Annotated in this window: 15 protein-coding genes; 7 read left to right on the forward strand and 8 right to left on the reverse strand. The window is 74.3% G+C overall.

All coding sequences use genetic code 11. The features are described 5' to 3' along the window. Positions 1-24: 24 nt before the first annotated feature. The gene (locus ACFYO8_RS21605) at positions 25-1131 is read right to left on the reverse strand and encodes an FAD-dependent monooxygenase (protein ID WP_354873433.1); all 1107 of its coding nucleotides are present in this window, start codon (positions 1129-1131) and stop codon (positions 25-27) included. A 328-nt stretch (positions 1132-1459) separates the two neighbouring features. Between ACFYO8_RS21605 and ACFYO8_RS21610 the strand changes: the two genes are divergently transcribed. Then, entirely contained in the window at positions 1460-2596 is a 1137-nt protein-coding gene (locus ACFYO8_RS21610) for a cellulose binding domain-containing protein (protein ID WP_354873431.1), read from the forward strand. Positions 2597-2656: 60 nt separating this feature from the next. Here ACFYO8_RS21610 and ACFYO8_RS21615 read toward each other — a convergent pair whose 3' ends face one another. After that, the gene (locus tag ACFYO8_RS21615; RefSeq protein WP_354873429.1) at positions 2657-3439 is read right to left on the reverse strand and encodes an aldo/keto reductase; all 783 of its coding nucleotides are present in this window, start codon (positions 3437-3439) and stop codon (positions 2657-2659) included. 77 nt (positions 3440-3516) lie between these two features. Here ACFYO8_RS21615 and ACFYO8_RS21620 point away from each other — a divergent pair, with 77 nt between their 5' ends. Then, positions 3517-4551: a DNA polymerase ligase N-terminal domain-containing protein gene (locus tag ACFYO8_RS21620; protein ID WP_354873427.1), complete on the forward strand. Its 1035-nt coding sequence runs from the start codon at positions 3517-3519 to the stop codon at positions 4549-4551. Positions 4552-4559: 8 nt separating this feature from the next. Then, a complete protein-coding gene (locus ACFYO8_RS21625) occupies positions 4560-5741 on the forward strand; it encodes a threonine synthase (protein ID WP_354873425.1) in 1182 nt (393 codons plus the stop codon). Positions 5742-5769: 28 nt separating this feature from the next. Here ACFYO8_RS21625 and ACFYO8_RS21630 read toward each other — a convergent pair whose 3' ends face one another. After that, the gene (locus ACFYO8_RS21630; protein WP_354873423.1) at positions 5770-6162 is read right to left on the reverse strand and encodes a cupin domain-containing protein; all 393 of its coding nucleotides are present in this window, start codon (positions 6160-6162) and stop codon (positions 5770-5772) included. Between the two features lie 255 nt (positions 6163-6417). Next, the gene (locus ACFYO8_RS21635) at positions 6418-6867 is read right to left on the reverse strand and encodes a septum formation initiator (protein ID WP_354873421.1); all 450 of its coding nucleotides are present in this window, start codon (positions 6865-6867) and stop codon (positions 6418-6420) included. Between the two features lie 104 nt (positions 6868-6971). On the opposite strand from ACFYO8_RS21635, the gene ACFYO8_RS21640 reads away from it, so the two are divergent. Genes ACFYO8_RS21640 through ACFYO8_RS21650 form a run of 3 tightly spaced genes read left to right on the forward strand, consistent with a single transcriptional unit; the run spans position 6972 to position 9528 of the window. Then, positions 6972-7664, forward strand: coding sequence for a response regulator transcription factor (locus ACFYO8_RS21640; RefSeq protein WP_354873419.1), 693 nt, complete (start codon positions 6972-6974; stop codon positions 7662-7664). Beyond that, complete coding sequence (locus ACFYO8_RS21645) at positions 7661-8956, forward strand: HAMP domain-containing sensor histidine kinase (RefSeq protein WP_354873417.1); 1296 nt, start codon at positions 7661-7663, stop codon at positions 8954-8956. Before ACFYO8_RS21640 ends, ACFYO8_RS21645 begins: the two co-directional genes overlap by 4 nt. A gap of 59 nt (positions 8957-9015) precedes the next feature. Further along, positions 9016-9528, forward strand: a complete 513-nt coding sequence (locus ACFYO8_RS21650; protein WP_355014926.1) for a PepSY domain-containing protein — start codon at positions 9016-9018, stop codon at positions 9526-9528. Between the two features lie 103 nt (positions 9529-9631). Here ACFYO8_RS21650 and ACFYO8_RS21655 read toward each other — a convergent pair whose 3' ends face one another. After that, positions 9632-9913, reverse strand: coding sequence for an iron-sulfur cluster biosynthesis family protein (locus tag ACFYO8_RS21655; protein ID WP_354873413.1), 282 nt, complete (start codon positions 9911-9913; stop codon positions 9632-9634). Between the two features lie 315 nt (positions 9914-10228). Between ACFYO8_RS21655 and dacB the strand changes: the two genes are divergently transcribed. Next, positions 10229-11812 carry a D-alanyl-D-alanine carboxypeptidase/D-alanyl-D-alanine-endopeptidase gene (gene dacB / locus ACFYO8_RS21660; RefSeq protein ID WP_354873411.1) on the forward strand — a complete coding sequence of 528 codons (1584 nt, stop codon included), beginning with the start codon at positions 10229-10231 and terminating at the stop codon, positions 11810-11812. Between the two features lie 21 nt (positions 11813-11833). Here the strand turns inward: dacB and ACFYO8_RS21665 are convergent, their stop codons facing one another. From ACFYO8_RS21665 to ACFYO8_RS21675, 3 genes are all read right to left on the reverse strand, one after another. Next, positions 11834-12145: a hypothetical protein gene (locus ACFYO8_RS21665; RefSeq protein ID WP_354873409.1), complete on the reverse strand. Its 312-nt coding sequence runs from the start codon at positions 12143-12145 to the stop codon at positions 11834-11836. An 87-nt stretch (positions 12146-12232) separates the two neighbouring features. Continuing rightward, positions 12233-13138, reverse strand: coding sequence for a hypothetical protein (locus ACFYO8_RS21670; RefSeq protein ID WP_355014925.1), 906 nt, complete (start codon positions 13136-13138; stop codon positions 12233-12235). A 121-nt stretch (positions 13139-13259) separates the two neighbouring features. Then, positions 13260-14084, reverse strand: coding sequence for a hypothetical protein (locus tag ACFYO8_RS21675; protein ID WP_387257454.1), 825 nt, complete (start codon positions 14082-14084; stop codon positions 13260-13262). Positions 14085-14452 lie beyond the last annotated feature (368 nt).

Genomic DNA, 14452 nt, shown 5'->3' on the forward strand with positions numbered 1-14452 from the left:
GTGGGCGGCTACGATCTCCCGCCTTCACAGCGGGCCGGTCAGGAGTCGGTAGTGCTCCCGGAAGATCCGTCCGCCGCGTCCGCGCAGCAACGGGTCGCGCAGCGCCGGCGGCACGTCGCGGGTGCGGTTGCGGTCCCGGGTCCGGTCCCGCACCCAGCGGGTACGCGGCCGGCGACGGCTCTCGTACGCGATCAGCGCGGCCTCGACGCTGCCGGCGGCCCGCAGTGACTCGGCGAGCACGACGGCGTCCTCCAGCGCCATGGCCGCACCCTGGGACAACGTCGGTGCGGTGGCGTGAGCGGCATCACCGACGAGCAGCACCCGGCCGTGGAACCAGCGGCCCAGCTCGACCTCCTCGGTGCGCTCGGCGTGCACGCTCTCCAGCGCGGCCAGCACCTCGGGCACCGGGCCGCCGTAGGAGCCGAACAGCTCGCGCAGGCGGGCGAGCGGGTCGGCAGGCAGGTCGGCGCCGGCCTCGTCGGCGTAGCAGTGGAGCGACCCGGCGCCGAGCGGCACCACCAGGAAGCCGGCCCGCTGGCCGAGCAGGGCGGTCCAGTCCGCGATCCGGGGGCCGTCGCGTACCAGGGCTCGGTAGACCACCTGCCCGGCGGGGCGTGGCGGCCCGCCGAGGGCGGCGAGCGTCCGTACCGCCGAGCGCGGCCCGTCGGCGCCGACGACCAGGTCGTACTCGCCACCGGTGCCGTCGGTGAAGCCGACGGCGACCCGACCGGGCAGCAGGTCGACGGTGCTCACCTCGGCGCCGTGGCGTACCGCGCCGCCGGCGCCGGTGAGCAGCACCCGGTGCAGTTCGGCCCGGGGCAGGGCCCGGCACTCCCCCACTCCGGCCCAGAGCGCGTCGAGGTCGACCTCGCACAGCGGCGCCCCGTCGGCGTCGAGGAAGCGCTGCCGGTGGATCACCTGGCCGAGCGGGCGCAGCGGCCCGTCGAGGTCGAGCCGGCGCATCGCCCGGGCGGCGTTGCCCGGCAGGTAGAGGCCGGTCTCGGTCGACTCGGTGGGTGGCAGCCGTTCGGTGACGTCGGGCCGGAACCCCGCCAGGCGTAGCGCCCGGGCCACGGCGAGGCCGGCGAGGCCCGCGCCGACGACGAGGATGCGCAGGGGGGAACCACCCATCACGGGGTACGCCTCCGGAGGGGGATCGGAACGCGTTGGAGGCAAGACATTACTCGCCGCAACCAGGCGGCGGAAGTGTCCGTGCGCCCTGGCCCGGACCGCCGGTCGGTGACGCACCCCGTCCCACCGGCAGGAATCCCGCCTCCATCTGGGGGAAGGGCGCGGCCGGGGCACTCCCCGCGTCGCCGGCCGGACGCGGAGCGTTAACGATCTCGGTGCATTTGCGCAATGATTTCAGACATGTAAATGTATCTCTTGCACCGTGGGAGCGCTCCCGCCCGTATCCCCCTACCGAACGGCGCCGTCCCGCGCCGAGCCAAGGAGCATCATGAAGCGTCCACTCAGGGCCCTCGCGGCAGCCGGGCTGCTGGCCGCCGGCACCCTCGTCGCCGTCGCGCTCGGCGGCACCGCCTCCGCCGACACCCAGATCTGCGACCAGTACGGCTCGACCACCATCGGCGGCAAGTACGTGGTGCAGAACAACCGCTGGGGCACCAGTGCCCAGCAGTGCATCAACGTCACCTCGACCGGCTTCTCCATCACCCGGGCGGACGGCTCCGCGCCGACGAACGGGGCACCGGTCTCCTACCCGTCGATCTTCGTGGGCTGCCACTACACCAACTGCTCGCCCGGCACGAACCTGCCGGTGCAGGTGAAGAACATCAGCAGCGCGCCGGCCAGCATCAGCTACAACTACGTCAGCGGCGCGATCTACGACGCCGCGTACGACATCTGGCTCGACCCGTCGCCGAAGCGTGACGGCGTGAACCAGATGGAGATCATGATCTGGCTCAACCGGCAGGGCTCGATCCAGCCCATCGGCTCCCCGGTCGGCAACGCCAGCATCGCCGGCCGGACCTGGGAGGTCTGGCGGGGCAGCAACGGCTCCAACAACGTCATCTCGTACGTGGCGCCGTCGGCCATCCCCAGCTTCAGCTTCGACGCGCTGGCGTTCATCAACGACACCCGCAACCGGGGCGCGATCACGAACGACTGGTACCTGACCAGCATCCAGGCCGGCTTCGAGCCGTGGCAGGGCGGCGTCGGGCTGGCGGTGAACTCGTTCTCGCAGAACGTCAACACCGGCGGCTCCAACCCTCCGCCGACCACGTCGGCGCCGACCACGCCCCCGCCGTCGGGCGGCGCGTCCTGCACCGTCACCTACAAGGCGGCGAACGTGTGGAGCAACGGCTTCACCGCCGACGTGACGGTCAAGAACACCGGCTCCGGCACGGTCAACGGCTGGACGCTCAACTACAACCTGCCCTCCGGGCAGACCGTCACCAACGCGTGGAACGCCATGGTGAGCCAGAGCGGCTCGGCGGTGACCGCCCGCAACGCCGGCTACAACGGCACGCTGGCGCCCGGCGCGTCGACCAGCTTCGGCTACCAGGCGACGCTGAACGGCAGCTACTCCGCGCCGAGCAGCTTCACGCTCAACGGCTCCACCTGCGCCCGGGGCTGACCACCACACACGGGAAGGGGCGCGGTCCGCTGCGGACCGCGCCCCTTCCGCGCGTACGCCTCAACCGGCGAGCGCGTCGATGTCGCGCATCTCCTCGGCGGTGAGCGAGAACCCGAACACGTCGATGTTCGCGCGGATCCGCTCCGGCGTGACCGACTTCGGGATGACCACGATCTCGTGGTCGATGTGCCAGCGCAGCACCACCTGCGCCGGTGACACGTCGTGCGCCTGGGCGATGCGGACCAGCACCGGGTCGGACAGGTCGCTGGCCTTGAACGGGCTGTACCCCTCCAGCGCCACGCCCCGGTCCCGGTGGGCGGCGTGCGTGTGCCTGTCGTACAGCGACGGGCTCCAGCGGATCTGGTTGACCGCGGGCGTCTCCTCGGTGGCCTGGATCAGCTCGTCGAGCTGACCGATCGAGTAGTTGCTCACCCCGACCGTGCGCGCCATGTTCTCGTCCCGCGCGGCGAGCATCTCCCGCCACACCGGGATGCTGTCGCCCGGGGCGGACGGCGGCCAGTGCACCAGCCACAGGTCGACGTAGTCGGTGTCCAGGGCGGCCAGGCTTGCCTCGATGGTCTCGCGCTCCCGGCCCACCCGGTCCGGCGGCAGCTTGGTGGTGATGAAGAGGTCCTCCCGGCGCAGCCCACTCTCCCTGACCGCCCGGCCCACCTCCTTCTCGTTGCCGTACATGGTGGCCGTGTCGATGTGCCGGTAGCCGGCGTCCAGCGCGGCGAGCACCGCCTGGCATCCGGCCTCGCCGGTGGCCTGCCACGTGCCGAAGCCGAGCAGCGGGATCCGGACGTCACCGGCGAGCGGGAGGGTGGGCTGATCGAGGTCCATTCCCCCGTTCTACCCCGGTTCACCGCACACACACCGGCATCCCGGCACGCACGGCGGGTCTGGGGGAGGATGCGGGAATGGCGGACCGGCTGGAGGAGTACCGGCGGAAACGGGACGCCGCGCGTACCCCGGAACCGGTGCCCGAGCGGGCGCCCGGACGGAAGCGGTCCGCGCGGCGCGCACCACGCTTCGTCATCCAGCAGCACCACGCCCGGAGCCTGCACTGGGACCTGCGGCTGGAGCACGACGGGGTGCTGGCCTCCTGGGCGGTCCCGCGCGGCCTGCCCCGCGACCCGGGCCGCAACCACCTGGCCGTGCACACCGAGGACCACCCGATGGAATACCTGACGTTCCACGGGGAGATCCCCGTCGGGGAGTACGGCGGCGGGCGGATGATCGTGCACGACACCGGCACCTACCGCGCGGAGAAGTGGCGCGACGACGAGGTGATCGTGGTGCTGGACGGCGAACGCACGAAGGGGCGGTACGTCCTGTTCGCCACCGGGGGCCGGGACCCGGACTGGATGATCAGGCGCACCGACCCGGCGCCCGAGGGCTGGACGCCGATGCCCGAACTGGTCCGCCCGATGCTCCCCGCGGAGGGCGGGCGGCTGCCGCGCGACGCCGCCGCCTGGGGGTACGAGCTGCGCTGGGCGGGCGTGCGCGCGATGGCGTACGTCTCGGGCGGCCGGCTGCGGCTGCTCGACGGCGACGACACGGAGATCACCGCGTCGTACCCCTGGGCGCGGGCGATGGCCGAGGCGCTGGCGCCGGCCGAGGCGGTGCTCGACGGCGTGCTGGTACGGATCGACCCGGCCGGGCGGGTCCGGGCGCCGACCCGGCGCGACGGGCAGTTCCTCGCCGTCGACCTGCTCTGGCTGGAGGGCGTGTCCAGCCTCGACGTGCCGTACGCGCAACGCCGTGACCTGCTCGACGGTCTGGCGCTCGCCGGTTCGCACTGGCAGACTCCGCCGTGGTTCCCGGGAGTCGGCGCGGACGCCCTACGGGCCGCCCGTGAGCAAGGGCTCCCGGGAGTGGTGGCGAAACGCCTCGACTCCCCGTACGAGCCGGGTCGGCGCAGCCGGCACTGGCGCAGCATCGACGCGAGCTGAGGACCACAGTGCATCTGACGCACCTGGAGTGCCCGCGCTGCGGCCGTGAACATCCGGCCGACGTGTTGCAGAACCTGTGCGGCTGCGGCTCGCCGCTGCTGGCCCGCTACGACCTCGCCGCGGTGGCCGCCACAGTCGCCCCGGAGCAGTTCGGGCTGCGCCCGGCCGACCTGTGGCGCTACCGGGAGCTGCTGCCGGTGGCCGATCCCCGGTGCGTCACCACGCTGGGCGAGGGCTGGACGCCGATGTGGCGCGCGCCCGCGTACGGACACGAGATCGGTGTGGCGGACCTGATCGTCAAGGACGAAGGGCTGACCCCGACCGGGTCGTTCAAGGCGCGCGGCGCGTCGGTGGGCGTGAGCCGGGCCCGGGAGCTGGGCGTGCGGCGGATCGCCATGCCCACGAACGGCAACGCCGGTGCGGCGTGGGCCACGTACGCGGCGCGGGCCGGGATGGGCGCGACCATCGCCATGCCGCTGGCCGCGCCGACGATCTGCCGCGAGGAGTGCCTCGCCGCCGGCGCCGACCTGCGGCTCGTCGACGGCCTGATCAACGACGCCGGCCGGGAGATCGCCGAACTGATCGCCGGGTCGGACGGCGGGATCTTCGACGCCGGCACGCTGCGCGAGCCGTACCGCCTGGAGGGCAAGAAGACCATGGGGTACGAGATCGTCGAGCAGCTCGGCTGGCAGGTGCCCGACGTGATCGTCTATCCCACCGGCGGGGGTGTCGGGCTGATCGGCATCCACAAGGCGCTGCACGAGCTGCGCGAGCTGGGCTGGGTGGAGGACCGGCTGCCCCGGCTGGTGGCGGTGCAGTCCACCGGGTGCGCGCCGATCGTACGGGCGTTCGCGGCCGGCGAGGACCGGGCCACCCCGTGGGCGGACGCGCACACCGTCGCGTTCGGCATCACGGTGCCCGCCCCGCTCGGTGACGAGCTGATCCTGTCCGCGCTGCGGGACAGCGCCGGCACCGCGATCGCCGTGGACGACGCGGAGATCCTCACCGACCTACGCGACTTCGCCGCCCGGGAGGGGCTGCTGCTCTGCCCGGAGGGCGCGGCCTGCCTGACCGCCGCGCGGCACCTGCGCGCGGGCGGCTGGATCCGGCCCGGGGAGCGCGTGGTCGTGCTCAACACCGGCGCCGGCATCAAGTATCCGGGCCTGGTGCACAGCGGGGCACCCGTGTGACGACCGCGGGGCCCCGCCCGGCAACGCTTCAGGAGGTGGGCGGCTCGTCCTCGCCCGCCTCCTCGGCGGCGTCCGCCTCCTCCTTCGTCTTGTGCACCGCGCCGTCGGCGTGCTCCGGCGGGCCGTAGACGGTGTAGAGCACCAGCGGGTTCGGGCCGGTGTTGACGAAGTTGTGCTTCGTGCCGGCCGGCACGACCACCAGGTCGCCGGAGACGACCTCCTTCTTCTTCCCGGCCACCCGCGCCTCGCCGGTGCCGCTGACGAAGGTGAGGATCTGGTCGGTGCCCTCGTGGACCTCCTCGCCGATCTCACCGCCCGGCGGGATGGTCATGATGACCAGCTGCGTGTGCTCCCCGGTCCAGAGCACACGGCGGAAGTCGGGACTCTTCTCAGCCACTGTCGCGATCGTGAAATGCTCCATGGCCCGCTCATACCCCGATCCCGCGCCCGCCACGCCGGGAGCCGCAGATGGTGGAATTCCCCACGCCGGCCGGGTTTGGACCCCGCCGGGAAGGGCATGTGTTGCCGATAAGACCGGTGCGGGCTGGGCCGGTCGAGCCAGGTCCCCGCTGACGTACCGCCAGCACGGCTGCGACGGTGGGAGACGGCCAGAGCGCGGCGACGTTACGACCACGGGTCGTGCGGCGCCGCGCGCTCGTCTGCGCGCCCGCAGACGTCAGTCGTCCGGGTCGCTCACCGGTACGGAGTCACGACAGCGCAGCCGGATCTCGTGCTCCTCGCCGTCGCCGGTGAAACGCACCTCGACGTGCTCGTCGGGGCCCCGGTCGGCCTCCTTCGTCCGGTAGCCCGGAGCCGGCGACCAGCTCAGGACGCGTACGCCCGCCGGGACGCACTCGGCGACCACGCTGCCACCGCCGGTGGTGAAGCCGCGCCGGCCCGCGCCGGCGCCCGTCGTGGCCGGGACCGGGCCGGGCGGCGTCGCGGCGGGCGCGCTCGTGGCCTCCGGTACGGCCAGAGCACGCGCGACCTCCTGCTCGGTACGCACCCCGCCCGCCGTGCCGGTGATGCCGGCGCCCACCATGTCGACGGCGACCAGCCCGACGATCGTGGCGGCGGCGGTCGTGGCCAGCCACCCGGTGACGACGATGAGCGGACGACGATCCATGCACCGAGTGTGCCCGCCGTCAGGTAGGGCGGACCGCTCGGCAACGCTAAGGTCCGGTTTAAGGACGACCGGGCCCGGCCCCGGTCAGGACTAACCTGCCAGGCGTGGCACGCCTGCTGCTCGTCGAGGACGACCTGACCATCCGCACCCCGCTGCTGCGCGCCCTGCGCGAGTACGGGCACGCGGTCGCGGCGGCGTCGACCGCGATGGACGGGCTGCGCGACGCCCTCGGCGACAGGCCCGACCTGATCGTGCTCGACCTCGGGCTGCCCGATCTGGACGGCGGCGAGATGTTGCGGATGCTGCGCGCGGTCAGCGTGGTGCCGGTCGTCGTCGCGACCGCCCGGGACGACGAGGTCGAGATCGTCCGCCTGCTCGACGCGGGCGCCGACGACTATCTGGTGAAGCCGTTCACCGCGGCCCAACTGGAGGCGCGGATCCGGGCGGTGCTGCGCCGCGCGGCCACCGGCGGCACGACGGGTACGGCTCTCGTGGTCGGCGGGTTGCGGATCGATCCACGGGCCCGCCAGGTCACCCTCGACGGCGTGCCGGTCGAGCTGACCCCGCGCGAGTTCGACCTGTTGCATCATCTCGCCGGCCGCCCCGGGCAGGTCGTCACCAAGCGGGAACTCCTGACCGAGGTCTGGCGCATCCCCTATGGCGGGGCGGACAAGACAGTGGACGTCCACCTGTCGTGGTTGCGCCGCAAGCTCGGCGAGAGCGCCCAGAAACCGCGCTACCTGCACACCGTGCGGGGCGTCGGGGTGCGACTCGATGCGCCGGGAGGCGACCGGTGAGGCGTCGGCTGACCCTCCTGGTCGCGGCGGTCGGCGTCCTCGTCATGGTCGCGTTCCTGGTGCCGCTGGCCGTGCTGGTGCGTACCGTGGCGGCCGACCGGGCCACGGCGCAGGCCACCGCCGACGCGCAGCGCCTGGTCACGGTGACCGGTACGGCCGACCCGCAGACCATCGGGTCGACTGTGGACCAGTTCGCCGCCGACACCGGCCGCGAGGTGACCGTGTTCCTGGCCGACGGCGCGGCGCTCGGCGCGCGTGCGCCGCGTACCCCGGCCGTCGCGCTGGCCGCCCGTGGGCAGAGCCTGACCGTCGAGTCGGCCACCGGGCGTGAGGTGGTGGTCGCGGTGCAGGGCCGCCCGGAGGGGACCGCTGTGATCCGCACCGTGGTGACCCGCGCCGAGCTGGGCGCCGGGGTCACCCACGCGTGGCTGGTGCTGTCGCTGCTCGGCGCGCTGCTCGTGCTGATCGGGCTCATCGTCGCCGACCGGCTGGCCGCCACCCTGGTACGTCCCGTGTCCGCGCTGTCCGCCGTCTCCCACCGGCTCGCGAACGCCGAACTCGACGCGCGTGTCGAACCGGCGGGCCCGCCCGAGTTGCGCGAGGTGGCGGGCGCGCTGAACCACCTCGCGGAGCGGATCCAGGTCCTGCTGCGGGAGGAACGCGAGCAGGTCGCCGATCTGTCGCACCGGTTGCGTACGCCGTTGACCGCGCTGCGGCTGGAGGCGGAGTCGCTGCGCGACCCGGACGACGCCGCCCGGCTGACCGCCGCCGTGGACGGGCTGGAGCGGGCGGTGACCGGGGTGATCCGCCGGGCCCGGTGGCGCAGCACGGCGGCGGCCGGCGGCAGTTGCGACGCGGCGGCGGTGGTGGCCGAGCGGGTGACGTTCTGGTCGGTGCTGGCGGAGGACACCGGCCGGACCGTGACCGTCGACCTGGCTTCCGGGCCGCTGCCGGTACGGCTCGGCGGCGACGAGCTGGCCGCCGCCGTCGACGCGCTGCTGGGCAACGTGTTCGCCCACACTCCGGACGGCACGCCGTTCACGGTGCGGCTGGTGGCGGAGTCGGACCGGGTGACGCTGACCGTGGCCGACGCCGGACCGGGACTGCCACCCGGACCGGTGCGCCGGGGCGCCAGCCGGGCCGGCTCGACCGGGCTCGGCCTGGACATCGCCGAGCGGGCGGCGCGGGCCGGCGGCGGCCGGCTGGAGTTGACCGGTGCGCCCGGCGGCGGCGCCGAGGTGGTCCTCACGCTCTCCGCCCGGGTTCTTAACCCGCCGTTGTCCCTCGGCTAGCGCGGCCCTCACCAGCCGGCGCGCACTCTCGTCGGCAGGAACGAGGAGAGGTGGAGACCATGCGACGGATGTCCCTGATGCTGGCGGCGGCCGGTGGCGTGGCGGTGCTGGCGGTGGCCGGTGCGGCGCTCGGGGTGGCCGCGGCCGACCGGTCGGGCGGGCCCACCGCCCCGGCGGCCGTGACCGCGGACGGCACGGGCCCGGCCGGCGAGGACAACCCGGCCCGGCAGGGCGTTGACGACGACGGCGGTGCGACCCCGGCCGACGACGGGGGTACGACCACGGCGCCGGCGCCCGCGCCGACGAGCGGTGCGGCGGTGGACCGGCAGCGGGCCGCCGAGGTGGCGCTCGCCCGGATCGGGGGCGGCCGGGTGGTCGAGGTCGAGGCGGAGACCGAGCACGGCCGTCCGGCCTGGAGCGTGAAGATCACCCGGGACGGGTGGCGGCACGAGGTCAAGGTCGACCGGGGCGACGGCACGGTGCTGGAGGTCGAACGGCAGCGGGCCGGCGCGGACGACCGGGGCGGCGCGGACGACCGGGGCGGCGCGGACGACCGGGGCGGCGACGACTGAGCGCCGGCCGGGGCCGGGTGTGGACGCGTCCGCACCCGGCCCGTGGGCGCACGTGCCGGCCGCGCCGGTCCGGCCGGAACCGGACCCAGCGCGTCGGCTGGGCTCACTCCTTCTCGGCGAACCCGAACTGGACCACGCCCTCGTCGTCGACGACCGCGTCCACAGACGTGTCATTCAGCAGCTCGGCCGCGTCGGAGTCGAGGAAGATGCGCGCCCCCTCGGTGTCCACCACCTGGTCGCCCTGCACCGGCTGCGGCACCAGCTCGATCGAGAGCGAGCCGGCGTCGGTGTCGGCGGCGATGCGCAGCCCACCGGCGTCGGCGACGTCCTGCTGGGCGGCGAGGTCACGGATCACCAGGACGGCGTTGTCGGTCATGGTCAGCATGGCTGAACTCCTCATGGCTGGGTGTCGGGTTTCGCGGGCGACACGGCCCACGCGGTCGGCTCGCGACCCGGAAGCGGGCGGAACAGGTTCTCGCCGCGCTGGAGGCAGGGCGTTCCACCGCCCTCACCCCACCGTGCCCGCTGACCGGCCATCCGTCAAACGGAACCCGATGATCGGCCGCTCCCCGGTGAACAGGGGTTTTCCCCGGCCCGGTCGGGGAACTCCCCGAGGTTCGCCGACGGTCCCGCCGATCTCGCAAATAACCTTTCACGCCGGAGTCTTCTCTGCAGGAAATCTCCGTGGCAGCATCTGGACATGCATCGTCGCCTATTCCCCCGGGCGCTGGCGGTGCTGGTGCTGGTCGCCACCGCGGCCACCGCCGGCACCACCACCGCCACGGCCGAAGCGCCCACCCCCGCGCAGACCCGGCTGCACGCCACCATCGACGCGGTCCTCGCCGACAGCCGGCTCGCCGGGGCCCAGGCGGGTGTGGTCGTCGTCGACACCACCACCGGCCGCACGCTCTACGATCGCAACGGCACCCGACGGCTCGTCCCCGCCTCCAACACCAAGCTGCTCACCTCCGCCGCGGCGATGGAGCTGCTCGGCCCGGGCCACCGCTTCGCCACCGAGGTCAGCACCGACGGGCAGCGCCACGCCGGGATGCTCTCCGGCGATCTCTACCTGCGCGGCGGGGGTGACCCGACCATCCTCGCCGCCGACTACGACCGGCTCGCCCAGCAGGTCGCCGCGGCCGGCGTACGCGTGGTCGCGGGAAATCTGGTCGCCGACGACACCCGGTACGACCGCGACCGGCTCGGCCCGGACTGGACCTGGGACGACGAGCCCTACTACTACGCCGCTCAGGTGTCCGCGCTGACCGTGGCCCCGGACACGGACTACGACGCCGGCACCGTGATCGTGCACGCCGCCCCGGGCACCCGGGCGGGCGCCCGGCCGAAGATCACCATGACGCCGGACAACGGCTGGCTGCGTATCGACAACCGGGCCGAGACGGTGACCGAGGGCGAGACCACCATCTCCTTCGAACGCGAGCACGGCGGCAACACGGTGGTGGTGACCGGCCAGATAGCGGTCGGCCAGGCCGCCGAGAGCGACTGGGTGACCGTCTGGGAGCCGACCGGGTACGCCGCCGACGTGTTCCGCTCCGCGCTGCGCCGGCACGGCGTACGGGTGCTCGGCCGGACCGTGCTGGGCAGCGCCACCCCGGACACCGCCAAGCCGCTCGCCCGGCACGACTCGATGCCGCTGGCCGACCTGATGGTGCCGTTCCTCAAGCTCTCCAACAACGGGCACGCCGAGGTGCTGACGAAGGAACTGGGCCGGCAGCTGTCCGGGTCCGGGACCTGGGCCGCCGGCCTGTCCGCGATCAGCGGGTACGTGGGCGACGCCGGAGTGGACACCGGCACGCTGCGCCAGCGCGACGGGTCCGGCCTGTCCCGGCGCAACTTCGTCCCGCCGGCACAGTTCGTCACGCTGCTCTCGGCGGTCCGCGCCGAGCCCTGGTTCGGCACCTGGTACGCCGCGCTGCCGGTGGCCGGCAACCCGGACCGGTTCGTGGGCGGGACGCTGCGCAGCCGGATGGGCGGCACCCCCGCCGCGAACAACGTGCACGCCAAGACGGGCAGCCTGACCGGGGCGTCGGCGCTCTCCGGTTACGTCACCGACGCCGACGGGCGGCTGCTCGCCTTCTCGATCGTGCTGAACAACTACCTCACCTCGTCGGTGAAAGGGCTGGAGGACCAGATCGCGATCGCGCTCGCCGCGTACACCGAGAAGGAGACGGGAACCGCCCGGCGGACCGTGCCCACCGCGCCGGACTCGCCGCGCGTGCCCGAGGGGCGGGAGTGCTCCTGGGTGAAGCCCGCGCTCTGCTGACCGGCCGTGCCGCCCCGGCGCTCAGGCGCCGGGGCGGTACGGGCGCGGGCCCGCCCCGGGGTCACCCCGCTCGACGAGCGCGTCGATCTCGGCCGGCGGCAGCCCTCGCAGGGTGAGCACCCGCCGGCCCCACCGGTGCAGCCGGCACGGGTGCGGGCTGGCGTCGTTGCGGCAGACGGTCCCACCCGACCAGGTCCGGGGCGCGTGCACCACCACCGCCCGCACCGCGAACTGGACGTCCTCGACCGTCACGTACGGCGGCATCGGGATCTCGCGCAGCACGTCGGCGTCGGCACGCGGGCGGGCGGGGGCGACGGGGGCAGAGCCGGTCATCGGTCGGGCCTCCACAGAGGATGGTCGGACGTGGCAACGGAAACGTACGACGCCCGGCCGGGTACGCGACGGACAAACTGTCCCCGCTCAGCGCAGCGCCACCGCCTGGAGGCTGACGTTGCCGCAGTCGCCCAGTGACTCCTCCACCGTCCAGTTCAGCAGCAGCTTCGCGCCGCGCGGGGCGCGGTACTTCACGGTGAACTCGGTGGTGAGCGCGGTGTGCGGATCCTCCATCCGCAGCGTGGTCACCGGGCCGCCGGTGGAGACGCGCACGTCGAGGCGGCCACGGGCCATCCAGAGCCCGGCGTACAGACGCACCGTGCGAAGGCTCCCGTCGGCGGCCACCGCCAGGGTGAACCCGTTGCCCCGGTGGCAGGTGTAGACGCCGGACATGGTGCCGCTCGCCGACGCGACCGGGACGCCGTCGCGCCAGGCGTACGCCTCCGGGTTGTTGCTGAAGCTCTCCCGCCGCCCCCGGCCGCCCTCGTCGCGGATCTCGCCGGAGCCGCCCCGCTTGCGGACCGTGCGGTCGGCGCCGTTGAGCCCCCAGTGGACCCAGTCGGCGGGGCCGGCGGCGGTGAGGTCGACGGTGGCGGGCACCTCGGCGCGGGTCACTGTGACTGTCGGCGGCGGCGCGCTCGACGGCGACGGCGACGGTGTGGACGGCGACGGGCTCGGCGACGGCGGCCGCTGCCGGGGCCGCAGCCCCGGGTTGACCACCGTTTCGCCGGCCTCGTTCGGCAACCCGACCGGGCCCGGCGGAGCGACGGGCAACCCGGCGTGCTCCTCGCGCGGCGCGTCGTGCCGTTCCACGCCGAGATAGAACGCCAGCGCCGCCAGGCAGAGGACCGCGGCCAGCCCTTCCAGCATCAGCCGCCGCCGACGGCGCAGCCGGCGCAGCGCGGACCGGGTACGCGGAAGGCCGTGTCGATGCGATCCGGGGCCGGTACGCGGACGGTCCTCCTGGCCCACCACACCCTCCACTTCGGTCACCGCACCGCCGGGTACGACCGGAGCGTGACGGGCTTCACGGTGTCATCGGATGAGAGTTTGCGCCATATGTCGAGCGACGGGCTTTTCCAGTTTGTTACATGATGATCTGCCACCGGGCCGGTCAGCTTACCGTGATCGCTTGCAACGCCACCCCGTCGTTCTGCCCACCGGTCACGGTCAGCGCCCGCCACCTGATCAGCAGCCGCTCCCCCTGGGGCGCCCGGAATCGGACGACGTACTGGTAGAAGCGGTCGCCCGCGGCGAGGGCGACCTCGCGGACCACGGGATCGCCGCCGCCGGACAGCGACAGGTCGAGCCGCGCGCCGGCCGAGAACGTGCCGACGAACAACCGGACCGTACGCAGATCCCCGCTCCCGGCCACGCCGAGCGTGAAGCTCCTGCCCGCGCCGCGCTGGAAGACCCCGGCCCGGGTGCCCGCCTGGGCGGCCGTCGGTGTGCCGTCGGTCCACTGGAGATCGCTGGCGCCCGCGTTGTGCTCCAGCCGCTCGCCGCCCGGATCCTGAATCTCACCGGTGCCGCTCACCTTGCGATGGAAGCTGTCCGCGCCGTCGCCGCCCCAGTGCCGCCAGTCCCGCGTACCGAGAGCGGTGAGCGACACCGTCGACGGCAGCGGCGCCAGGTCCACGTCGAGCAGCGCCCTGCCGGGCGACCCCGGATCGCCGGTGACCGGCACGCCCGGCGCCTGCCCGCTCGGCGCGGCCGCGGGCGCGGTCGCTCCGGTCAGCGGGGGTGGCGCGGGTGACCGGACCGCGTACGTGAGCGCCGCCACCAGCCCGGTCACGGCCACCGCCGCCAGCACGGACCGTCGGCGCCGGCGGCGGGCCCGGGCGGTGGCGACCCGCGTGGCCGGGGCCTCGGGCGAGTGCCGCAGCGGGTCGGCGATCGGGGCGAGCGACCGGCTCAGCCGGGTCTTCGCCGCCCGCACCGCGGCGCGCAGCCGGACATCGATCCCGCCCGTCAGGTCTGCCAGGCGCGCCGGGACGCTCTCCCGGGCGGAGTGCCGGCCCGATCTCGCCTCCGCGTCCGCCTCCTGCAGCGCTCCGAGGTCGGCCGGCTCGGCCGGCGTGGGCGGTGCCCGCCCGGACCGGCGACGGAGCGGACAGGTGCAGGCCGATCGGGGCCGGCCCGACCAGCGGAACCCGGCCGGCGGGCGGGCTCGGTCGCGGCTCGGGACCGACGGGCGGCGAGGCCCCGCCAAGGAGCGGACCTCGGGCGAGCTGGCCCGGGGCGAGCTGGCCCGACGCAAGTGGGCCGGGCGCGACGGGCGGGGCGGTGGGGCGGCGAGGGCGGGGG

This window comes from Micromonospora sp. NPDC005257, from assembly GCF_042872445.1.
In the GTDB taxonomy this organism is placed as follows: Bacteria; Actinomycetota; Actinomycetes; order Mycobacteriales; family Micromonosporaceae; genus Micromonospora.